The organism is Roseateles saccharophilus (assembly GCF_031458095.1).
Classification (GTDB): Bacteria; Pseudomonadota; Gammaproteobacteria; order Burkholderiales; family Burkholderiaceae_C; genus Pelomonas; species Pelomonas saccharophila_A.
Genome location: NZ_JAVDXU010000001.1, coordinates 1165755 through 1187021, shown reverse-complemented (window position 1 = coordinate 1187021; position 21267 = coordinate 1165755). Strand labels below are relative to the sequence as shown.

Below are 21267 nucleotides of genomic sequence, written 5' to 3'. Positions count from 1 at the left end.
TCACAGTTTTTTCCTGGAGCGACCCATCATGAACGTCTACTACGACAAGGACGCCGATCTCAGCCTCATCAAGGGCAAGAACGTCACCATCATCGGCTACGGCTCACAAGGCCACGCCCACGCGCAGAACCTCAACGACAGCGGCTGCAAGGTCACCGTCGCCCTGCGTCGCGGCGGCGCGTCCTGGTCCAAGGCCGAAGGCGCCGGCCTCAAGGTCGCCGAGATCGCCGAAGCCGTGAAGTCGGCCGACGTGGTCATGATCCTGCTGCCCGACGAGCAGATCGCCGACGTCTACAAGAAGGAAGTCGAGCCCAACATCAAGCAGGGCGCCTCGCTGGCCTTCGCCCACGGCTTCAACGTCCATTACGGCCAGGTGCAGCCGCGCGAAGACCTGGACGTCTGGATGGTCGCTCCCAAGGCCCCGGGCCACACGGTGCGCAACACCTACCGCCAAGGTGGCGGCGTGCCCCACCTGATCGCCGTCTACGCCGACAAGACCGGCAAGGCGCGTGACCTGGCCCTGAGCTATGCCGCGGCCAACGGCGGCGGCAAGGCCGGCATCATCCAGACCTCCTTCCGCGAAGAGACCGAGACCGACCTGTTCGGCGAGCAGGCCGTGCTGTGCGGCGGCGCGGTCGAGCTGATCAAGGCGGGCTTCGAGACGCTGACGGAAGCCGGCTACGCGCCCGAGATGGCCTACTTCGAGTGCCTGCACGAGCTCAAGCTCATCGTGGACCTGATCTACGAAGGCGGCATCGCCAACATGAACTACTCGATCTCGAACAACGCCGAGTACGGCGAGTACGTGACCGGTCCGCGCGTCGTCACCGAGGCCACCAAGAACGCGATGCGTCAGTGCCTGAAGGACATCCAGACCGGCGAATACGCCAAGTCCTTCATCCTCGAGAACAAGGCCGGCGCTCCGACGCTGATCAGCCGCCGCCGGCTGACCGCCGAGCACCCCATCGAGCAGGTCGGCGAGAAGCTGCGCGAAATGATGCCCTGGATCAAGGCCAACAAGCTGGTCGACAAAGCCAAGAACTAAGACCTGGCTTTTCCGGATCGTTTGGGCCGGTGCCGCGAGGCGCCGGCCTTTTTGTTTTCAGAGCAGAGCCAGCGTGGCCGCGTCCCGCTGGCCAGCGTAGAACGCGTCCAGGGCCTGGCCGAAGAGAGGTTCCGTCGACACCGCGTCGAACAGCGTCAGGCAGGAGCGGAATTTCATCGCGTCGATGTCGCCGAGGATGGCGGCCGCCGACTCTCCCGAGTGCGCGAGCATGGCCTGCACGCATTCGCGCAGCCGTCCGCCCAGCAGCGGGTGGGCGAGATAGGCCTCGGCCTCGGCGCGGCCTGCGATGCCGTATTCATGGGCCATGGCGCTGCGCCCCAGGCCGCGCAACTGCGGCAGCACGAACCAGATCCAGTGGCTGGTCTTGCGGCCGGCCTTCAGCTCGGCCAGGGCCTGTTCGTAGTGGCCTTCCTGGGCATGGATGAAGCGGTCCAGGCTGTCCATGGCTCAGGGCTGGTGATTGGCCCGCAGCGCCTCGACCGCTTCTTCAGGCAGCCACAGCAGGGTGTTCAGATAGGTGTCCAGGCAGTCCACCAGCTTCTGCCGTGGGCCTTCGCGCCAGATGGCGGAGCCGTAGAAGGCATCTTGCTGAGCCACCAACTGCTCGCGGCTGTCAAAGGCGCGGATCAGGAAGAAGCTCTCCTCCTCGTGGTCGGAGCGGCCGAAGGCCACGACGTCCATGCCGCTGGCACGCACCAGCGGCAGGGCCACGCGCACGGCGGCGACGAAGCGATCGGCACAGTCGGGCTTGAGGCGGTAGCTGCGGACTTCGATGAGCTTCAAGGCGGTCTCCTGTCGTTTTCGGCAATGCTAGGAGCGTCATTTGCCGGGATCTGTCAGCTATCCTGCCGACCATGACCCCTGAGCCCACCGAGGACGACGAGCCCAGCCTCGCCGTCCGTCCCCGCCGCAAAGGCATCTATGCCCTGCCCAACGCGATCACGCTGAGCGCGCTGTTCAGCGCCTTCTACGCCATCGTCATGGCGATCAACGGCCGTTTCGAAGTGGCCTGCGTCGCCATCTTCGCCGCCGCCATCCTCGACAGCCTCGACGGTCGCGTCGCGCGCATGACCAACACCCAGTCGGCCTTCGGCGAGCAGATGGACAGCCTGTCCGACATGGTCGCCTTCGGCGCCGCGCCGGCCCTCATCATCTACATGTGGGCCTTGAAGGACATGGGCAAGCCGGGCTGGATCCCGGCCTTCGTCTACATCGCCGGCGCGGCCCTGCGCCTGGCGCGTTTCAACGTCAACATCGGCGTGGTCGACAAGCGCTTCTTCCAGGGGCTGCCCAGCCCCGCGGCAGCGGCCATCGTCATGGGCCTGATCTGGTGCGCGATCGACGCGCCCTGGTATTCCGGCGTGGGCAACATGCCCTGGCTGCGCTGGGTTGCGTTTGGCGTGACCTTGTTCGCCGGGCTTTCGATGGTCACGAATGCGCCCTTCTACAGCTTCAAAGTCTTCGACCGCCGGCGCAGCGTGCCCTTCATCGTGCTGGTGGCCATCATGCTCGGCATCGGCCTCATCGCCCTCGATCCGCCCACCGTGTTGTTCGTGATCTTCTGCGTGTACGGGCTGTCCGGTTATGTGATCTACGGCTGGCGCAAGTCCAAGGGCAAGCCCGTCAGCGTCATCTCCACCAGCACCGACGAGCCCGATGAACGTGGCTTGCATCAATAGGCTTTCGTGCTAGATTCCCGACCCATGAGCCGCGCCACGCGAATTAGCCTGCTACTAGCCCTAGAGGAACCACGGGTTCGCTAGTCAGTCGCGCACGTACGCTCACACCTGACCCCAACGGCCCGTATGCAACCGCAGCGGGCCGTTCGTGTTTTCAAAGGCTGCTGGTTGCGCCCACCCCCACCGGATGGACTCACCATGTTGAAGCAACCGCAGCAAAAGTACCGCCCCTTCGCCCCTGTCGCTCTGCCGGACCGCACCTGGCCCGATGCCGTGCTGACCCGCGCGCCGATCTGGCTGAGCACCGACCTGCGTGACGGCAACCAGGCCCTGATCGAGCCCATGGACATCGAGCGCAAGCTGCGCATGTTCCAGCAGCTGGTGAAGATCGGCTTCAAGGAGATCGAGGTCGGCTTCCCGTCGGCCTCGCAGACCGAGTTCGACTTCATCCGCCTGCTGATCGAAGGCGGCCACATCCCCGAGGATGTGACCATCCAGGTGCTGACCCAGGCGCGCGCCCACCTGATCGAGCGCACCTTCGAATCGCTGGATGGCGCCAGGCGCGTCATCGTCCACGTCTACAACGCCGTCGCGCCCATCATGCGCCGTGTGGTGCTGGGCACGGACGAAGACGGCATCGTGGAGCTCGCGGCCTCGCATGCCCGCCAGATCAAGGAACTGGCTGCCGCGCGGCCGGGCGTGGACTGGCGCTTCGAGTATTCACCCGAGATGTTCTCCGGCACCGAGCTGGCCTTCAGCAAGCGCGTCGTCGATGCCGTCACCGCCGTGTGGGCGCCGACGCCCGAGCGCAAGTGCATCATCAACCTGCCGTCCACCGTCGAGCACAGCACGCCGAACATCTTTGCCGACATGATCGAGTGGATGCACCGCAACCTCGCGCGTCGCGACAGCATCGTGCTGTCCGTCCATCCGCACAACGACCGCGGCACGGGCACGGCGGCTGGCGAGTTCGCTCTGATGGCCGGTGCCGATCGGGTCGAAGGCTGCCTGTTCGGCAATGGCGAGCGCACTGGCAATGTCGACCTGGTCAACATCGCGCTGAACCTCTACACGCAAGGTGTCGATCCGCAGCTCGATTTCTCGGACATCGACGAGGTGCGCCGTTGCGTCGAGCACTGCACCCAGATTCCCGTGCATCCGCGCCACCCCTATGTCGGCGACCTCGTCTACACCTCCTTCTCCGGCTCCCACCAGGACGCCATCAAGAAGGCCTTCGCGGCTCGCCAGGAGGGGGAGATTTGGGACATGCCCTATCTCCCCGTCGATCCCAAGGACCTGGGCCGCAGCTATGACGCCGTCATCCGCGTGAACAGCCAGTCCGGCAAGGGCGGCATCGCCTATCTGCTCGAGGCGGAATACGGGCTGGAGCTGCCGCGCCGCCTGCAGATCGAGTTCAGCCAGGTCGTGCAGCGCGTCATGGACGACGCCGGCAAGGAGCTGACCGCGGCGGACCTCTATGCCATCTTCGAGCGCGAATACGGCATCGGCAACGCCGGCGCCTCCGTCGTGCAGCCGCAGATGACCGAGGTGGCGGGCGGCGCGATGCGCCTGTCGGCCGAGGTCGTGCTGGGTGGCTGGATGGGCCATGTGCAGGGCGAGGGCAATGGCCCCATCGACGCCTTCGTCAATGCCTTGTCTTCACGACTGGGGCAGGAGGTGCGCGTGCTGGACTACCACGAGCACTCCATCGGCAGCGGCGCTGATGCGCGGGCGGTTGCTTATCTGGAGCTGCGCGTGGGTGACGTGACTCGCCACGGCGTCGGTATTGATGGCAGCATCGTGCGTGCGTCCATGCAGGCCATCCTGTCAGGCCTGTCGCGTGCACCGGTGGCCGTGCCCCAGATTCGAGAGGAAAACGTGCGATGACCGACAAGCTCATCATCTTCGACACCACGCTGCGCGACGGCGAGCAGTCGCCTGGCGCGTCCATGACGCGCGAGGAAAAGATGCGCATCGCCCGCCAGCTGGAGCGCATGAAGGTCGACATCATCGAGGCCGGCTTTGCGGCATCCAGCAATGGCGACTTCGAGGCGGTCAAGGCGATTGCCGCGGCAGTCAAGGACAGCACGGTCTGCTCGCTGGCCCGCGCCAATGACCGCGACATCTCGCGTGCGGCCGAGGCCCTGGCGCCCGCGCACCGCGCCCGCATCCACACCTTCATCGCGACCAGCGAGCTCCACATGGAGAAGAAGCTGCGCATGACGCGCGAGCAGGTGCTGGAGCAGGCGACGCTGGCCGTGCGCTTCGCGCGCAACCTCTGCGGCGACATCGAGTTCTCGCCCGAGGACGGCTACCGCTCCGACATCGACTTCCTGGCCCGCGTCTGTGAGGCCGTCATCAAGGAAGGCGCCGGCACCATCAACATCCCCGACACCGTCGGCTATGCCATCCCCGAGCTGTATGGCGACTTCATCCGCCGGCTGCGCGAGAAGGTGCCCAACAGCGACAAGGCCATCTGGAGCGTGCACTGCCACAACGACCTGGGCATGGCGGTGGCCAATTCGCTGGCCGGCGTGAAGATCGGCGGCGCCCGCCAGGTGGAATGCACCATCAACGGCCTGGGTGAGCGGGCCGGCAATTGTTCGCTCGAAGAAGTCGTCATGGCCGTCAGGACGCGGCGCGACTATTTCGGCCTGGATGTGGGCCTGGACACCTCGCAGATCGTGCCGGCCTCCAAGCTGGTCTCGCAGACCACCGGCTTCGTCGTGCAGCCCAACAAGGCCGTTGTCGGCGCCAATGCCTTTGCACATGCCAGCGGCATCCACCAGGACGGCGTGCTGAAGGCCCGCGACACCTACGAGATCATGCGCGCCGAGGACGTGGGCTGGGCGGCCAACAAGATCGTGCTGGGCAAGCTGTCGGGCCGTAACGCCTTCAAGCAGCGCCTGCAGGAACTGGGCATCCAGCTGGAGAGTGAGGCCGAGGTCAACAACGCCTTCGTGCGCTTCAAGGACCTGGCCGACCGCAAGAACGAGATCTTCGACGAGGACATCGTCGCCCTCGTCATGGACGAGTCCGTCATCAATGACGCCGAGCATTACCGCCTGCTGTCGCTGGCCCAGCGCAGCGAGACCGGCGAGCGTCCGCATGCGGCCATCGTCTTCGCCGTCGGCCACCAGGAGCACCGCGCCGAGAGCGACGGCAACGGCCCGGTCGACGCGACGCTGCAGGCCATCGAGTCGGTCGTGCAGTCGGGGGCGGAGATGCTGCTGTATTCGGTCAACGCCATCACCGGCGGCAGCACCGAGTCCCAGGGCGAAGTCACCGTGCGCCTGCAGCATGCCGGCCGGGTCGTGAACGGCGTCGGTGCCGATCCCGACATCATCGTGGCTTCGGCCAAGGCCTATCTCAGCGCACTGAACAAGCTGCAGAGCAAGGCGGAACGGGTCGCCGCCCAGGGCTAGTCGAGCGGCGGCCTTGTAACCGCCGTGACCGCGGTCACGGCGCTCACAAACGTTTTCACGCGCTTGCGCAATCTGGCGCGGAAAGCCCCGTCTGCTCCTGCTTCAAACCACTGCTAACCCCCGCAGAATTCAGCCCATGGGTGGCCCGTGAGCAGCGTGCGGGTCGGTTGGGAAGCAAAAGTGGGCATTCGGGCCGGTCCCGATACCCCTAGCTTGTCAGCCAAGGCCTACTTGCGTGCGTTTGGAGCCCGCTGCGAAGCGAAAGAGCCGGTGGCAAGCCTGGGTGCATGGCCCGTCAGTACGGGACCGGAATTCACTTGAGGTATCTCACTTAAGTTCTTATCTTGTCGGTACTTTTGGCGTCACGTACACTGCCGCCCTGCGTTGGGGACCTCCGTTGAAGACATTTGCCGCCGCTTTTCTGAGCCTCGCCTTCCTGGCCGCACTGCCTGGCGCCGCCACGGCCGCCGCAGACTCCACCCCCTCCAAGGCCACCCGTACGCCCGCCAAGACGGCCACGGCTCCTGCTCGCAAGGTGCGCTCGGTCGTGCTGCGCAAGGCGGCGGCCCCCGTCATTCCGGCCGTGCCGACCTTCGGCCAGGTGGCCGGCCTGCACCAGGTGGACGACCCCCTGGCCCTGAAGTCCAGCGTCGCCTATGTGCTGGACCAGGACACCAACGAGGTGCTGTTCTCCAAGAACCCCCAGGCCGTCCTGCCCATCGCCTCCATCACCAAGCTGATGACGGCCCTGGTGGTCGTGGAAGCCGGCCTGTCGCTGGACGAGAAGATCACGGTCACCGATGACGACATCGACACCGAGAAGTTCACCCGTTCCCGCCTGGCCGTCGGCACGACGCTGACGCGCGGCGAAATGCTGCACCTGGCCCTGATGGCCAGCGAGAACCGTGCCGCCCATGCCCTGGGCCGCAACTACCCCGGCGGCCTGGAGGCCTTTGTTGACGCCATGAACGCCAAGGCCCAGACCCTGGGCATGAGCGACACCCATTACGTCGAGCCGACCGGCCTGTCCAGCCGCAACCAGAGCAGCGCTGCCGACCTGGCCAAGCTGGTCAATGTGACCAGCCAGGTGCCGCTGCTGCGCGACCTGTCCACCTCGCGCGAGGCCCGCGTCGCCCTGGGCAAGCGCCTGGTGCAGTTCCGCAGCACCAACGGCCTGCTGTCCAACCCGCTGTGGGACATCGGCCTGCAGAAGACCGGCTTCATCAACGAAGCCGGCAAGTGCCTGGTCATGCAGGCCAGCATGGCGGGCCGCAAGCTCATCATGGTGTTCCTGGATTCCAGCGGCAAGGCCTCGCGGATCGCCGATGCCGAGCGTATGCGCAAGTGGCTGGCGACGGTGCCGGATGCCGGCCAAGCCGCGACGGCATCGACGAAGTTGTGATTCGCCGCCCCGGCGTGAGGGCTGCCCTCGCCCTGTGTGGGCTGATGGCGGCATTGGCGAGCCCTGCGCAGTCCGTCTACAAATGCGTCAAGGGCGGCAGCATCAGCTATCAGAGTTCGCCCTGTGAGGGGGCGGCGGTGAGCGCGCAGGTGGCGACGCCCATCCAGACTGGCGCCGGCGGTTTGCCTTGGGAAGGCTTGCGCCAGGGCATGTCCCCCGAAGACCTCAAGCGCCTTGTTCCGGACCTGGGTGCTCCCACTGGCGAAAGCAGGATCCAGTCGCTGACGCGAAAGCGGGAAGCGAGGGTTGCGGGCTTCGACTTCGCTGTCCAGTACGCCTTTGACGGCGACAGAGGCTTGAAGTCGGTTCTTTTCGAGCGGGTCGGTGACGGGAAGGTGCTCGATCTTCAGTTGAGCAGCAACACCGGCAATCTGGCTGCGTTTGAAAGATTGACCCAATTCCTTGGCCGCAAGTACGGTCAGCCAAGCACCAGCGAGCTCAAGACCAAGGAAACCGGCTTCCCCGGCTTGTCTGCGACGTCGGAATGGATGGTCGAGGGCGGCAAGCTTTTTGTTGCCGTCATCCCGGTCACGGCGGAAACATCGATGCTCAACATGGGCCTCATCTTCAGGCCTGGCACCAAGCGCTGACCGGCCCGGCCGAGCCCGGGTTCAGGCCCGATGGCCGAGCGCCGCCGAGATCTGCGCCGCGGTTTCCTTCAGCCGCACCACCCAGCTTTCCTCGAGGCGGTCGGCCGGCGCCGAGATGGACAGGCCGGCGACCAGCTTGGCCTGGTCGTCGTAGATGCCGGCGGCCATGCAGCGCACGCCCAGCTCCAGCTCCTCGTCGTCGCGGGCGATGCCCCGCTGGCGCACCATGGCCAGTTCGCGCTCGAGCGACCCGATGTCCGTCAGGCTGTTGCGGGTGTGGCCCGACAGTCCGGTGCGCGTGGCGTAGGCACGCACGCGCGGGCTGTCGTCGCTGGCCAGGAAGAGCTTGCCGACCGACGTGAGATGCAAGGGCGCGCGGCCACCGACGGCGCGCACGACCTGCATGCCGGAGCGTTCGGAGTAGGTGCGCTCGATATAGACGATCTCGTCGCCCTGGCGCACCGAGAGATTGACCGGCTGGTGGGTGAACTTGTGCAATTCGCGCATGGCCGGCAGGGCGGCGTCGCGCACGTCCAGCCTGGCCTTCACCAGATTGCCCAGCTCCAGCATGCGCATGCCCAGGCGATAGCTGCCGGCCTCGGGTCGATCCACGAAGCGGCCCAGGGTCAGGTCATTGAGAATGCGGTGGGCCGTGGAGGGGTGCAGGCCGGTGGCCTCGGAGAGGGCCTTCAGCGAGACCGGATCCTGGTGCTGGGCCAGTACGTCCAGCAGCGAGAACATGCGCTCCAGCACCTGGATCGCCGGGGTCTGCTGGGCCTCTTTGGATTTCATGCCGTCATTGTGGGGGAGATTGCCTGTGTTTTGTATGGCGAAAGCGGGCTTCAGGAGGTGGCAAACGGCAATGGCGCTGGTGCTGGCTTGCGCGGCGCCGGCGTGGGCCGCCGAGCCGGCTTCTTCTGCAGCAGCGGCGCCTGGAGAGGCGCGCTGGGCGCGGGTGCCGCGGCTGTACGGCCGTATCACGGCCAACGAGCTGGGCCTGGTCATCAACACCGCCGACCCCTATTCGGTCGCCGTAGGCGAGTACTACGCCAGGCGCCGCGGGATCCCGGCGGAGCAGATCGTGCGCGTGCAGCTGCCGCTGCGTGCCAACCTCACGCGCGAGGAGTTCACGGCGCTGGACCAGGCCATCCGCAACCAGATGCCCGAGCACGTCAACGGCCTGGCTCTGGCCTGGGTGCAGCCCTATGCCGTCGACTGCAATTCATTGACCAGCGCGTTGGGGCAGGGCTTGCAGCCCAACGTCTGCGCGCAGTCCTGCGCCGCCACGCGCACCAGCGCCTACACGAGTTATTTCGGCGCCAAGCCCTGGCTGGTCATCGGTCTGCGGCCCACCATGCAATTGGCGGCCCGTTCGGTGCCCGCCGCCATGGCCATGATCGAGCGTGGCATGGCCGCCGACCACACGCTGGCCGCCGGCAGTGCCGAGCCGGCCATGGCCTATCTGGCTTCGACGCCAGACGCCGCGCGCAGTGTTCGCGAACGCCTGTTCCCGCCGGCCGGCCCCGTGCCCGGCGCCGCGGGCTTCGAGGTGGCACGGGTGAAGAGCAATGCGTTGCCGGCCATGCGCCGCATCCTGGTTTATGAAACGGGCCTTGCCCGCGTGCCGTCACCGCTGGGCGGTGAATGGCTGCCTGGTGCGCTGGCTGACCACCTGACCTCTTTTGGCGGCCAGCTCGACAAGCCCGCTGGTGAAGGGCAGATGAACATCCTTGACTGGATCGACGCCGGTGCGACGGCCAGCTACGGCACCGTCAGCGAGCCCTGCAACCATCTGCAGAAGTTTCCGCATCCGCAGATGCTGATCGCGGCCTATGCCCAGGGCGTCAGCGCGCTGGAGGCCTATTGGCACAGCGTGGCCTGGCCGGCTCAGGGCGTGTTTGTCGGCGAGCCGCTGGCGGCGCCCTTTGCTCCCGTTCCAGCGCCGGCATCGGCACCCACGCCCTGAGCAGCCGCGAGGCCGGCGCGTACGGCGCCCTCCAGCGTGGCAGGGTAGGGGCCGGCAATGTAGTCGCCCGCGGCCCACAGGCCCGGTGCGATGCGGCCGGTGGCCCGTTGAAGGCCCGGCGTGCAGGCAAAGGTGGCGCGCTTCTCGGTCAGCACCTTGTCGATGACGGGGGGCGTGGCCCAGTCGATCTCGCGCCTGGCCTGGGCCAGGACGGCTTCCGCGCAGCCGCCGCGTTCGACCCAGGCCGCCGCGCCGCTGACGACAAAGGCGAAGCGGCCTGGAGCGCCTCCCAATGCACCATGGTCGAAGACGAACTGGGCCGGCGCGTCCGGCCCTTCGCGCAGGGCCAGCATGGGTGAGGCCAGGGCGCTGCCGGGGCTGCTCAGGTAGACGGTGATGATGGGCTCGAAGCCCAGGGCGCCGGCCGTGGCCGACCAGGCCGGCGCGAGCTCGGCCGTCAGTCGTGCGGCCTCGACGCTGGTGCAGGCCAGCACGACGGCGTCGAAGGCCTCGCCATCGACACGCCAGCCGGGCTCGATGCGCTGTACGCGGGTGGCCAGGCGCAGCCGCTCGCCCAGCCAGACCGTCGCGGGGCCGGCCAGCAGCTCGGACAGTGCCCGGCGCGGCAGCAGCAGGTCGGCGCTGCCGGGGCCGCTGAAGAGGGCGTCCTTGAGCACGCGCAGGAAGACCTGGGCATTGGCTTGGGGTGCCGGCGTGTTCAGCGCGGCCACGCACAGCGGCTCGACAAGATCCCGCTTCACGGCGGCGGGCAGGCCAGCGCAAAGATCGGCAACGCTGAGGCTGGCATCACAGCGAAAGCCCCGCGCCAGCCAGCCGCCCGCGGCCATCAGCAGGCCCAGGCGGGCTGACCAAGGCCAGCCGCGGTGCGCGAGCACGCCGCGCGTGAAGGCGATCAGCGGCGACCCCGGCGGCAACCGCAGACCTGGCTCGCCGGGGTAGGGCAGGGCCAGCGGCAGGCGCTTCAGCACGCGGCTTGCGTCGACGCCGAGGCGCGCCATCAGCGCCAGGCTGTCGCGGTAGGCGCCGATGAGGATGTGCTGGCCGTTGTCGTAGGGCGGCTCGCCAGCGACGCTGCGCGCGCGGCCCCCCAGCTGGGGCGCCATCTCGAAGACGGTGATGTCATGGCCGGCATCGGCCAGCGCGACCGCGGCTGCAATGCCCGCCCAGCCGCCACCGACGATGGCGACGCGGCTCACCGGCCTCGCCAATTCGTCTTCATGGCGATCCAGAGCTTGCGCAGCGGCGTGAGGGCAATGCGCTGGTGCAGCACCTGGAAATCCTCGCGCTCGATCTCGACCAGCAGGGCGCGGTAGATATTGGCCATCATCAGGCCGGGCTTCTGCGCCGCGCGGTCGGCTGCGGGCAGCAGTGCGAGCGCTTCGTCGTAGAGCTTGTGTGCCCGCTCGGCCTGGAACTTCATCAGCGCCGTGAAGCGGTCGCTGTAACCCCAGGGCTTGCTGCGCAGCAGGATCTCGTTGGCCTTGACGCCGAACTGCTGCAGCTCGTTCACCGGCAGATAGATGCGGCCGCGCCGCGCGTCGTCGCCGACGTCGCGGATGATGTTGGTCAGCTGCATGGCCAGGCCCAGCTTGTGAGCGTACTCAACGGTCTGCGGCTGCGTGCGGCCGAAGATGGCGCTGGCGACTTCGCCCACCACGCCAGCGACCAGGTGGCAATAGCGCGCCAGGCCGGGGTAGTCGAGATAGCGCGTCTGCTGCAGGTCCATCTCGCAGCCTTCGATGACGGCGTTCAGGTGCTCGAGGCGGATGTCGTAGGTGGCCGTATGAGGCATCAGCGCCTTCATGACCGGATGGCTGGGCTGGCCGGCAAAGGCGCTGGCCACCTCCTTGCGCCACCAGGCCAGCTTGGTCGCGGCGACGCCGGCGTCGTGGGTTTCGTCGACGACGTCGTCCACCTCGCGGCAGAAGGCATAGAAGGCCGTGATCGCCGCCCGCCGCGGCGGCGGCAGGAACAGGAAGGCGTAGTAGAAGCTCGAGCCGCTCGCGGCGGCTTTCTCTTGGACGTATTGCTCTGGGCTCATGGTGCGGCCCGCATTGTCAGGGCGCGCCACAGCAGCCGAGGCCCGTCCCAAACCCTTAAGGCAGGGCGGTGCAGCAGGCTGTCGTGATGACGCGCCGCGATCTTGTCGAGGATGAGCAGGCCGCCCTGCACGACCAGGCGCAGCTCCCAGCCGGCGCGGCCGGGCAGGGTCAGGGCCAGGGGCGCCCCCTCCAGCATCAGGGCGCGGGCCCAGGCGCAGAGGTCAGTGATCAGGGCGCGGGCCGCGGGGCTGTCTCGGCAGGCCAGCACATCCGCGGCGCTCACGCCATGCCGGTCCAGGTCGCAGTGCGGCACATAGAGCCGGCCGTTGGGCCCGTCGCGGCTGAAGTCCTGCCAGAAGTTGATCAACTGCAGCGACGAGCAGATCGCATCCGATCGCTGCAGGGAGATGGCGTCGCTCACGCCGTACAGGCCCAGCAGCAGCCGTCCCACCGGGTTGGCCGAGCGGCGACAGTAGTCCAGCAGGTGGGCGCGGTCGCGGTAGCGCGGCGGGGTCAGGTCCTGCTCGAAGGCGTCGAGGAGGTCATGCAGCAGCGGCGGCTGCAGCCGGTACAGCTCGTGCGCCAGCGGCCCGTAGACCTGGGGCCAGCGCGACGAGGGCGCCTGGCCGGCCACCACCGCAGCGAGGTCGGCGCGGTAGTCGCGCAGGGCCTGGGCGCGCTCGGCCGTGGCGGCGTCACCCTCGTCGGCGAGGTCGTCCGCCGTACGCGCGAAGTGGTAGACGGCAACCACCGCCGGCCGCAGGGCGGGCGGGCACAGCACGGAAGCAACGGGAAAGTTCTCGTAATGGTCGACGCTCAAGCTTTTTCTCAAGTTCCGCTTGCAAAGCCCCGGTGTACCAGCGAAATTCGGCGAGGTTTGACAGTTGTCACAGGGTCTGAATACATTACTGACCCGCCGGTCATTAAATTTCAGGGCTGGTCGTTTCACCCTGCCGAGGTTTGCATGCCCCATCTTCTGCGTCTCGCGCCGCCCCTGCTGCTGGCGACGCTGCTTTCCGCACTGTTGTCCGGGTGTGGCAAGCAGCCTGCCGCTCCCGAGCCGGAACGCGCTGTGCGCACGCAACTCGTCAATGCCGGCGCGGCCAATGCCAGCCATGAGTATGCGGCCGAGGTGAGGCCGCGCATCGAATCCCGCCTGTCCTTCCGCGTCAGCGGCAAGCTGTTGAGCCGTTCCGTGAACCTGGGTGACTCGGTCAAGGCCGGCCAGGCTCTGGCCCGCATCGACGCCCAGGACCTGAAGCTGGCCGAAGCGGCCGCCAGTGCCGCCGTCATGGCCGCGCGCACCAACCGCGACCAGGCCGGCCAGGACTACAAGCGTTTCGTCGATCTGCAGCGCCAGGGCTTCATCAGCGCCGCCGAGCTGGAGCGGCGCGACTCGGCCTTCAAGGCCGCCCAGGCCCAGCTCGAGCAGGCCAAGGCGCAAGCCGACGTGCAGGGCAACCAGGCCGGCTATGCCCAGCTGCTGGCCGACGCCGCCGGCGTCGTCACCGGCATCAACGCCGAGCCCGGCCAGGTGCTGGCCGCCGGCACGCCGGTCGTCACCGTGGCCCTGGATGGTCCACGCGACATCGTCTTCTCCGTGCCTGAGGATCAGATCGGCCCCGTGAAGGCGGCCGCCGGCTTGGCCGGTGCGCTCAAGGTGCGCCTGTGGGGCGGCGACAAGACCTGGCCGCTGACGCTGCGCGAGGTCGCCGCCGCAGCCGACCCTGTCACCCGCACCTTTCTCATCAAGGCCGACGCCGGCAAGCTGGACGTCAGGCTCGGCCAGTCCGCCACCGTGGTGCTTGACCTGCCGCAGAGGGTCGGCGTCATCAAGCTGCCCCTGGCGGCGGTGCTGCAGCAAAGCGGCAAGACCTCGGTCTGGACGCTGGACGGCGCCTCGATGACCGTCAAACCGGTGGCCGTGCAGGTGGGCGGCGCCGACGGCAACGAGGTCATCATTGCCGGCGGCTTGAGCCCCGGCCAGGAGGTGGTCGTCGCGGGCGTGCATGTGCTCAGCCCAGGCCAGAAGGTCAAGCGCTACGTGCCGCCGCGCACGACGGCGGCGCCGACGGCTGCCGCGGCTTCTGCGGCCTCACGCTGAGCCGGGGCCGCATATGAGTCCCGATATCACCAAGCAGCCCCACGTCGGCGGCTTCAATTTCTCGCGCTGGGCGCTCGAGCACCCGGCCCTGACGCGCTACCTGATGGTGGTGCTGATGCTGATGGGCTTCGTCGCCTATTTCCAGCTTGGCCAGGACGAGGACCCGCCGTTCACCTTCCGTGCCATGGTCATCCAGGCCTTCTGGCCGGGCGCCACGGCCCAGCAGATGGCCGACCAGGTCACCGACAAGATCGAGAAGACGCTGCAGGAGGTGAACCACGCGGACAAGATCCGTTCGTACACCAAGCCGGGCGAGTCACTGACGGTCTTCCAGGTCAAGGACAACACGCCGCCCAAGGAGGTCGCCGACCTCTGGTACCAGACGCGCAAGAAGATCGGCGACATGCGCTCGACCCTGCCCCAGGGTGTGCTGGGCCCGGTGTTCAACGACGAGTTCGGCGACGTCTACGGCTCCATCTACGCGCTGTCGACCGACGGCTTCAGCCGCGAGGAGCTGCGCGAGCATGCCGACCGCGTGCGCCAGGCCCTGCTGCAGGTCAAGGATGTAGCCAAGGTCGAGATCTTCGGCGTGCAGCCCGAGAAGGTCTTCATCGAGGTCTCGCAAAAGCGCCTGGCCCAGCTGGGCCTGGACTTCAACCAGGTCATCAATCAGATCGGCGCGCAGAACGCCGTCGAGGGCGCCGGTGTGCTGAACGCCGGCAGCGCCAACTTCCAGATCCGCGTGCAGGGTCAGTTCACGACAGCCCAGGCCCTGGCCGAGGTGCCCATCCGCGCCATCAACCCGCAGACCGGCGTGGCCAGCCAGATGCGCCTGGGCGACATCGCCGACATCAAGCGCGCATACGTCGACCCGCCGGCCACCAAGGTGCGCCACCAGGGCAAGGAAGTGCTGGCGCTGGGCGTGTCCATGGCCAAGGGCGGCGACATCATCGCGATGGGCAAGGCGCTGAACATCGCCCTCAAGGGCATAGAGCGTGAGTTGCCGGCCGGCATCCAGCTCGAGCAGATCCAGGACCAGCCCAAGGCCGTGACGACCTCGGTCGGCGAGTTTGTGCATGTGCTCATCGAGGCTGTCGTCATCGTGCTGGCGGTCAGCTTCATCTCGCTGGGCCTGCACACCAAGCCGCTGCGCATCGACATCTGGCCCGGCCTCGTCGTCGGCATCACCATCCCGCTGGTGCTGGCCATCACCTTCACGACCATGTTCTATTGGGGGGTGGGCCTGCACAAGATCTCGCTGGGCTCGCTGATCATCGCGCTGGGCCTGCTGGTGGACGACGCCATCATTGCCGTCGAGATGATGGTGCGCAAGCTCGAAGAGGGCTACGACAAGATGCACGCGGCCACGTTTGCCTACGACGTGACGGCCATGCCCATGCTGACCGGCACGCTGATCACGGCGGTGGGCTTCCTGCCCATCGGCCTGGCCAAGTCGACGGTGGGCGAATACACCTTCGCCATCTTTGCCGTGACCGCGGCCTCGCTCGTCATCTCCTGGCTCGTCTCGGTCTATTTCGTGCCCTATCTTGGCGCCCTGCTGCTAAAGAGCAAGCCGGCTGCGGACGGCGAGGTGCACGAGCTTTTCGACACCCCCTTCTACAACCGCTTTCGCGCCGTGGTGCGCTGGTGCGTGGAGAACCGCTGGAAGACCATTGGCATCACGCTGCTGGTGTTCGCGTTGGGCATCCTCGGCATGGGCCGCGTGCAGCAGCAGTTCTTCCCCGACTCCAGCCGCCCCGAGGTGCTGGTCGACCTGTGGCTGCCCGAGGGCTCGACCATCCAGGAGACCGAGGCCCTGGCCAAGCGCTTCGAGGCGCGCATGCTGAAGGAGCCGAGCATTGCCAGCGTGACGAGTTGGATAGGCTCCGGCGTGCCGCGCTTCTATCTGCCGCTGGACCAGATCTTCCCGCAGGCCAATGTCACGCAGTCCATCCTGCTGCCCAAGGATCTGGCGGCTCGCGAGGAGTTGCGCAAGCGCCTGCCGGCCGTGCTGGCCGAAGAATTCCCGGATGCGCGCGGCCGCGTCAAGCTGCTGCCCAACGGGCCGCCGGTGCCCTATCCGGTGCAGTTCCGCGTCACCGGCGCCGACCCCAAGATCGTGCGCGACTGGGCCGACAAGGCCAAGGACATCCTGCGCGCTAGCCCGAACATGCGCGGCGTCAATGACAACTGGAACGAGAACGTCAAGATGCTGCGCCTCAAGATCGACCAGGACAAGGCGCGGGCGCTCGGCGTGTCCAGCCAGGGCCTGGCGCAGTCGGCCCGCACCCTGCTGTCGGGCACCGTCATCGGCCAGTACCGCGAAGCCGACAAGCTCATCGACATCGTGCTGCGCCAGCCGCTGGACGAGCGCGCCGTCATCACCGACATCGCCAATGCCTATGTGCCGGCGAGCACCGGCCGTGCCATTCCGCTGACGCAGATCGCCAAGGTCGAGTTCGACTGGGAGCCGGGCGTGATGTGGCGCGAGGGGCGGCTCTACGCCGTCACCGTGCAGGGCGACGTCGCCGAAGGCCTTCAGGGCGCGACAGTGACCAAGGAGGTCTGGCCCAAGCTGGATGAGCTGCAAAAGCAGATGCCCACCGGCTACGGCATCCAGATCGCCGGCGCCGTGGAGGAGAGCAGCAAGGGAACGGGCTCCATCGCGGCTGGCGTGCCCATCATGCTCTTCATCACCTTCACGCTGCTGATGCTGCAGTTGCAGAGCTTCAGCCGCGCCATGCTGGTCTTCCTGACCGGCCCGCTGGGCATCGCCGGCGTGGCCATGGCGCTGCTGGTGCTGAACCGGCCCTTCGGCTTCGTTGCGCTGCTGGGCGTCATCGCGCTGATGGGCATGATCATGCGCAACTCGGTCATCCTGATCGACCAGATCGAGCAGGATCGCGCCCGCGGCGTGCCGGACTGGTCGGCCATCGTCGAGTCGGCGGTGCGGCGCTTCCGTCCCATCGTGCTAACGGCGGCGGCGGCGGTGCTGGCCATGATCCCGTTGTCGCGCAGCGTGTTCTGGGGCCCGATGGCGGTGGCCATCATGGGCGGCCTCATCGTCGCCACCGTGTTGACGCTGCTGGCCCTGCCGGCCATGTACGCGGCCTGGTTCCGCGTCATGCGGCCTCGGGAAGAAGAGCACAGCCGGCTGCAAACCCAGTTCGTCGACAGCGAAATCCCCGGCCAGGCCTGACGCCGTTTCTTCAGGGTTTTGCCGCCCCGCGCATCGGGGCGGCCGGTAGACCGCGCGGGGTCGCTACAATCGCCGGTTTGCCGAATCGCCTGAATCGTCCCAAAAGGGTTGCTTCCTGAAGCAACCCGACAAAAACCAACCCGTTGCGCGGGTGGCGAAATTGGTAGACGCACCAGGTTTAGGTCCTGACGCCTTCACGGGCGTGCCGGTTCGAGTCCGGCCCCGCGCACCACTGTCCTTCAACTGTTTCCCGAGTCCATCATGGCCGTCACCGTCGAAACCCTCGAAAAGCTGGAGCGCCGCATCACCCTGCACGTGGCGGCCGCTGACATCAACAACGAAGTCGAGTCGCGCCTGAAGAAGCTGGCCCGCACCGTCAAGGCCGACGGCTTCCGCCCCGGCAAGGTGCCGATGAATGTCGTCGCCCAGCGTTACGGCTACTCGGTGCAGTACGAAGTCGTCAACGACAAGGTCGGCCAGGCCTTCATGACCGCCGCCAACGAAGCCCAGCTGCGCGTCGCCGGCGCTCCGCGCATCGAGCAGAAGAACGAAGCTCCCGAAGGCCAGATGGCTTTTGACGCGATCTTCGAGATCTACCCCGAAGTCAAGATCGGCGACCTGGCCGCCGCTGAAGTCGAGCGCGTCACCAGCGAAGTCACCGACGAAGCCATCGACAAGACCGTCGAAATCCTGCGCAAGCAGCGGCGCAGCTTCGCCCAGCGCCCGGCTGCCGATGTGGCCCAGGCCGGCGACCGCGTCACCATCGACTTCGAAGGCAAGATCGACGGCGAGCCCTTCCCCGGCGGCAAGGCCGAGGCTTTTCAGTTCCTGATCGGCGAAGGCCAGATGCTGGAGCAGTTCGACGCTGCCGTGCGTGGCATGAAGGCCGGCGAGTCCAAGACCTTCCCGCTGCAGTTCCCTGAGGACTACCACGGCAAGGACGTGGCCGGCAAGGAAGCCGACTTCCTCGTCACCGTCAAGAAGATCGAAGCCCAGCACCTGCCCGAGGTGAACGAGGCCTTCGCCAAGTCCCTGGGCATCAAGGACGCGACGGTCGAAGGCCTGCGCGCCGACATCAAGAAGAACCTCGAGCGCGAAGTGAAGTTCCGCGTGCTGGCCCGCAACAAGGGTGCCGTCATGGACGCCCTGGTGGCCGCCTCCGAGCTGGAAGTGCCCAATGCGCTGATCGAAGGCGAAGCCGCCCGCATGGTCGAGCAGGCCCGTGAGGACCTGAAGAAGCGCGGCGTCAAGGATGCCGACAAGGCCGAGATCCCCACCGACATCTTCAAGCCCCAGGCCGAGCGCCGCGTGCGCCTGGGCCTGGTGGTTTCCGAGCTGGTGAAGGCCAACAACCTGTTCGCCAAGCCGGCCCAGTTGCAGGCCCACATCGAAGAGCTTTCGCAGAGCTACGAGAAGCCCGCTGAAGTGATGCGCTGGTACCTGGGTGACCGTGAGCGCATGGCCGAAGTCGAGGCTGTCGTCGTCGAGAACAATGTCACGGACTACGTGCTGTCCACGGCCAAGGTGACCGACAAGGCGCTGCCGTTCGACGAGCTGATGGCCGCCGGCAACTGATAGCCCCTGGCTGCATCAAGGGCGCCGTGCCGCGAGGCTCGGCGCCCTTTTGCTTGCAACCTCATAATCTGCCCCCATAACGGCTGATGCTGAATCTGTTTTCAAGGACCTGAATGAGCGCTCTCGAAACCACCAACCTGGGCCTGGTGCCCATGGTCATCGAAACGTCCGGCCGTGGCGAGCGCGCCTACGACATCTATTCGCGCCTGCTGCGCGAGCGCATCGTCTTCCTGGTGGGCCCCGTCAACGATGCGGTGGCCAACCTCGTCGTCGCCCAGCTGCTGTTCCTGGAAAGCGAGAACCCTGACAAGGAGATCTCGCTCTACATCAACAGCCCGGGCGGCAGCGTGTCGGCCGGCATGTCGATCTACGACACCATGCAGTTCATCAAGCCTGAGGTGTCCACCCTGTGCATGGGCATGGCGGCCAGCATGGGCGCTTTCCTGCTCGCGGCCGGTGCCAAGGGCAAGCGCTTCTCCCTGCCCAATGCCAAGGTGATGATTCACCAGCCGCTGGGCGGCGCTCAGGGCCAGGCCACGGATATCGAAATCCATGCGCGTGAAATCCTGAAGACTCGCGAGACCCTGAATCGCATCCTGGCCGAGCGCACCGGCCAAACCCTGGAGAAAATCCAGTCGGATACCGAGCGCGACTATTTCATGTCCGCGGCCGAGGCCCAGACCTACGGCCTGATCGACCAGGTGCTGGAACACCGGCCCTGAGTTGTGAGGGGCCGTAACTGGCCCCCGGATTCGCAGCGCAATCGGGGCCCTTATCCCTACGAGGGCCCCGAGATCGTTTGGACTATCATCATTTCAGGCACCCGCCTGACCACTGGCATCCCGAGCAGACCCCATGGCCGACAAAAAAGGCACCTCCAGCGAAAAAGTTCTGTACTGCTCGTTCTGTGGCAAGAGCCAGCATGAAGTCAAAAAGCTGATCGCCGGTCCCTCGGTCTTCATCTGCGACGAATGCATCGAGCTGTGCAACGACATCGTCCGTGACGAGATCCCGGCGCCGGCGCCTGCCGCGCGCGCCGGCAAGTCCGACCTGCCCGTGCCCAGCGAGATCAAGGCCAGCCTCGATCAATACGTCATCGGCCAGGACGTCGCCAAGCGCACGCTGGCCGTGGCCGTCTACAACCACTACAAGCGCCTGCGCCACATGAGCACGACCAAGGATTCGGTCGAGCTCTCCAAGAGCAACATCCTGCTGATCGGTCCCACCGGCTCCGGCAAGACGCTGCTGGCGCAGACGCTGGCGCGCCTGCTGAACGTGCCCTTCGTGATCGCCGACGCGACGACGCTGACCGAAGCCGGCTATGTCGGCGAGGACGTCGAGAACATCATCCAGAAACTGCTGCAGAACTGCAATTACGACGTCGAGCGTGCGCAGCGCGGCATCGTCTACATCGACGAGATCGACAAGATCTCGCGCAAGGCCGACAACCCGTCCATCACCCGCGACGTGTCGGGCGAGGGCGTGCAGCAGGCCCTGCTCAAGCTCGTTGAAGGCACGATGGCCTCGGTGCCGCCGCAGGGCGGCCGCAAGCACCCCAACCAGGATTTCCTGCAGATCGACACGACCAACATCCTGTTCATCTGCGGTGGCGCCTTCGACGGCCTGGAGAAAGTCATCCAGAACCGCAGCGAGAAGTCGGGCATCGGCTTCGGCGCCACGGTGAAGAGCAAGAGCGAACGCCGTGTCTCCGAGGTCTTCCGCGAATGCGAGCCCGAGGACATCATCAAGTTCGGCCTCATTCCCGAACTGGTGGGCCGCCTGCCCGTCGTCGCCACGCTCGGCGAGCTGACCGAGGACGCCCTGGTGCAGATCCTGACCGAGCCCAAGAACGCCCTGGTCAAGCAGTACCAGCAGCTGTTCGAGATGGACGGCGTAGAGCTCGAGATCCGCAAGCCGGCACTCGCCGCCATCGCCCGCAAGGCGCTGGCGCGCAAGACCGGCGCGCGCGGCCTGCGCTCCATCATGGAGCAGTCCCTGATCGACACCATGTTCGACCTGCCGGCGCTGGAAGGTGTCGAGAAGGTCGTGCTGGACGAACACAACATCGAGGACGCCTCGGCACGTCCCTTGCTGGTTTACCGCGAACAAAAGGCCAGCGCGTAAACCGCCACTGAGCC

At 66.7% G+C, this 21267-nt stretch carries 18 protein-coding genes and 1 tRNA gene; 13 read left to right on the top strand and 6 right to left on the bottom strand.

What is annotated here, in order from left to right:
• Positions 1-28: 28 nt before the first annotated feature.
• The gene (gene ilvC / locus J2X20_RS05410; protein ID WP_310261911.1) at positions 29-1045 is read left to right on the top strand and encodes a ketol-acid reductoisomerase; all 1017 of its coding nucleotides are present in this window, start codon (positions 29-31) and stop codon (positions 1043-1045) included.
• A 57-nt stretch (positions 1046-1102) separates the two neighbouring features.
• Here the strand turns inward: ilvC and J2X20_RS05405 are convergent, their stop codons facing one another.
• Both J2X20_RS05405 and J2X20_RS05400 read right to left on the bottom strand, forming a co-directional pair.
• Entirely contained in the window at positions 1103-1510 is a 408-nt protein-coding gene (locus J2X20_RS05405; protein WP_310261907.1) for a DUF1810 domain-containing protein, read from the bottom strand.
• A gap of 3 nt (positions 1511-1513) precedes the next feature.
• Complete coding sequence (locus J2X20_RS05400) at positions 1514-1849, bottom strand: NIPSNAP family protein (protein ID WP_310261904.1); 336 nt, start codon at positions 1847-1849, stop codon at positions 1514-1516.
• Positions 1850-1920: 71 nt separating this feature from the next.
• On the opposite strand from J2X20_RS05400, the gene pssA reads away from it, so the two are divergent.
• From pssA to J2X20_RS05375, 5 genes are all read left to right on the top strand, one after another.
• Positions 1921-2745, top strand: a complete 825-nt coding sequence (pssA, locus tag J2X20_RS05395) for a CDP-diacylglycerol--serine O-phosphatidyltransferase (RefSeq protein WP_310261902.1) — start codon at positions 1921-1923, stop codon at positions 2743-2745.
• A 198-nt stretch (positions 2746-2943) separates the two neighbouring features.
• Positions 2944-4632, top strand: a complete 1689-nt coding sequence (leuA, locus tag J2X20_RS05390; protein WP_310261899.1) for a 2-isopropylmalate synthase — start codon at positions 2944-2946, stop codon at positions 4630-4632.
• On the top strand, positions 4629-6170 hold the full coding sequence (locus J2X20_RS05385) for a 2-isopropylmalate synthase (RefSeq protein WP_310261896.1): 1542 nt from the start codon (positions 4629-4631) through the stop codon (positions 6168-6170). Before leuA ends, J2X20_RS05385 begins: the two co-directional genes overlap by 4 nt.
• A gap of 397 nt (positions 6171-6567) precedes the next feature.
• Complete coding sequence (gene pbpG / locus J2X20_RS05380) at positions 6568-7572, top strand: D-alanyl-D-alanine endopeptidase (RefSeq protein WP_310261893.1); 1005 nt, start codon at positions 6568-6570, stop codon at positions 7570-7572.
• A 14-nt stretch (positions 7573-7586) separates the two neighbouring features.
• Entirely contained in the window at positions 7587-8222 is a 636-nt protein-coding gene (locus J2X20_RS05375) for a hypothetical protein (protein WP_310261890.1), read from the top strand.
• A 21-nt stretch (positions 8223-8243) separates the two neighbouring features.
• On the opposite strand, the gene J2X20_RS05370 is transcribed toward J2X20_RS05375, so the two are convergent.
• The gene (locus tag J2X20_RS05370; protein ID WP_310261887.1) at positions 8244-9014 is read right to left on the bottom strand and encodes an IclR family transcriptional regulator; all 771 of its coding nucleotides are present in this window, start codon (positions 9012-9014) and stop codon (positions 8244-8246) included.
• Positions 9015-9084: 70 nt separating this feature from the next.
• On the opposite strand from J2X20_RS05370, the gene J2X20_RS05365 reads away from it, so the two are divergent.
• Positions 9085-10188 carry a TIGR03790 family protein gene (locus tag J2X20_RS05365; protein ID WP_310261885.1) on the top strand — a complete coding sequence of 368 codons (1104 nt, stop codon included), beginning with the start codon at positions 9085-9087 and terminating at the stop codon, positions 10186-10188.
• On the opposite strand, the gene hpnE is transcribed toward J2X20_RS05365, so the two are convergent.
• The 3 genes from hpnE to hpnC are packed head-to-tail and all read right to left on the bottom strand — an operon-like array spanning position 10110 to position 13071.
• Positions 10110-11405: a hydroxysqualene dehydroxylase HpnE gene (hpnE, locus tag J2X20_RS05360; RefSeq protein ID WP_310261884.1), complete on the bottom strand. Its 1296-nt coding sequence runs from the start codon at positions 11403-11405 to the stop codon at positions 10110-10112. The two genes, J2X20_RS05365 and hpnE, sit on opposite strands and share 79 nt — an antisense overlap.
• The gene (gene hpnD, locus J2X20_RS05355) at positions 11402-12250 is read right to left on the bottom strand and encodes a presqualene diphosphate synthase HpnD (protein WP_310261881.1); all 849 of its coding nucleotides are present in this window, start codon (positions 12248-12250) and stop codon (positions 11402-11404) included. Before hpnD ends, hpnE begins: the two co-directional genes overlap by 4 nt.
• Positions 12247-13071: a squalene synthase HpnC gene (gene hpnC / locus J2X20_RS05350; protein WP_310261877.1), complete on the bottom strand. Its 825-nt coding sequence runs from the start codon at positions 13069-13071 to the stop codon at positions 12247-12249. Before hpnC ends, hpnD begins: the two co-directional genes overlap by 4 nt.
• Before the next feature lie 144 nt (positions 13072-13215).
• On the opposite strand from hpnC, the gene J2X20_RS05345 reads away from it, so the two are divergent.
• The 6 genes from J2X20_RS05345 (at position 13216) to clpX (ending at position 21253) form a co-directional block, all read left to right on the top strand.
• Positions 13216-14355: an efflux RND transporter periplasmic adaptor subunit gene (locus tag J2X20_RS05345; protein WP_310261875.1), complete on the top strand. Its 1140-nt coding sequence runs from the start codon at positions 13216-13218 to the stop codon at positions 14353-14355.
• A gap of 13 nt (positions 14356-14368) precedes the next feature.
• A complete protein-coding gene (locus tag J2X20_RS05340) occupies positions 14369-17554 on the top strand; it encodes an efflux RND transporter permease subunit (RefSeq protein ID WP_310261872.1) in 3186 nt (1061 codons plus the stop codon).
• Positions 17555-17699: 145 nt separating this feature from the next.
• Positions 17700-17786 (top strand) — tRNA-Leu (locus J2X20_RS05335).
• Between the two features lie 29 nt (positions 17787-17815).
• Positions 17816-19129, top strand: coding sequence for a trigger factor (tig, locus tag J2X20_RS05330; protein ID WP_310261869.1), 1314 nt, complete (start codon positions 17816-17818; stop codon positions 19127-19129).
• Positions 19130-19242: 113 nt separating this feature from the next.
• On the top strand, positions 19243-19851 hold the full coding sequence (gene clpP, locus J2X20_RS05325) for an ATP-dependent Clp endopeptidase proteolytic subunit ClpP (protein ID WP_310261864.1): 609 nt from the start codon (positions 19243-19245) through the stop codon (positions 19849-19851).
• A gap of 133 nt (positions 19852-19984) precedes the next feature.
• Entirely contained in the window at positions 19985-21253 is a 1269-nt protein-coding gene (clpX, locus tag J2X20_RS05320; protein ID WP_310261862.1) for an ATP-dependent Clp protease ATP-binding subunit ClpX, read from the top strand.
• Positions 21254-21267: the final 14 nt, after the last annotated feature.

Excerpts from the sequence above, each read along its gene's own strand:
- ilvC (WP_310261911.1), top strand. The coding sequence starts at position 29 with ATGAACGTCTACTACGACAAGGACGCCGATCTCAGCCTCATCAAGGGC.
- J2X20_RS05405 (WP_310261907.1), bottom strand. The coding sequence starts at position 1,510 with ATGGACAGCCTGGACCGCTTCATCCATGCCCAGGAAGGCCACTACGAA.
- pssA (WP_310261902.1), top strand. The coding sequence starts at position 1,921 with ATGACCCCTGAGCCCACCGAGGACGACGAGCCCAGCCTCGCCGTCCGT.
- leuA (WP_310261899.1), top strand. The coding sequence starts at position 2,944 with ATGTTGAAGCAACCGCAGCAAAAGTACCGCCCCTTCGCCCCTGTCGCT.
- J2X20_RS05385 (WP_310261896.1), top strand. The coding sequence starts at position 4,629 with ATGACCGACAAGCTCATCATCTTCGACACCACGCTGCGCGACGGCGAG.
- J2X20_RS05370 (WP_310261887.1), bottom strand. The coding sequence starts at position 9,014 with ATGAAATCCAAAGAGGCCCAGCAGACCCCGGCGATCCAGGTGCTGGAG.
- J2X20_RS05365 (WP_310261885.1), top strand. The coding sequence starts at position 9,085 with ATGGCGCTGGTGCTGGCTTGCGCGGCGCCGGCGTGGGCCGCCGAGCCG.
- hpnD (WP_310261881.1), bottom strand. The coding sequence starts at position 12,250 with ATGAGCCCAGAGCAATACGTCCAAGAGAAAGCCGCCGCGAGCGGCTCG.
- J2X20_RS05345 (WP_310261875.1), top strand. The coding sequence starts at position 13,216 with ATGCCCCATCTTCTGCGTCTCGCGCCGCCCCTGCTGCTGGCGACGCTG.
- J2X20_RS05340 (WP_310261872.1), top strand. The coding sequence starts at position 14,369 with ATGAGTCCCGATATCACCAAGCAGCCCCACGTCGGCGGCTTCAATTTC.
- tig (WP_310261869.1), top strand. The coding sequence starts at position 17,816 with ATGGCCGTCACCGTCGAAACCCTCGAAAAGCTGGAGCGCCGCATCACC.
- clpP (WP_310261864.1), top strand. The coding sequence starts at position 19,243 with ATGAGCGCTCTCGAAACCACCAACCTGGGCCTGGTGCCCATGGTCATC.
- clpX (WP_310261862.1), top strand. The coding sequence starts at position 19,985 with ATGGCCGACAAAAAAGGCACCTCCAGCGAAAAAGTTCTGTACTGCTCG.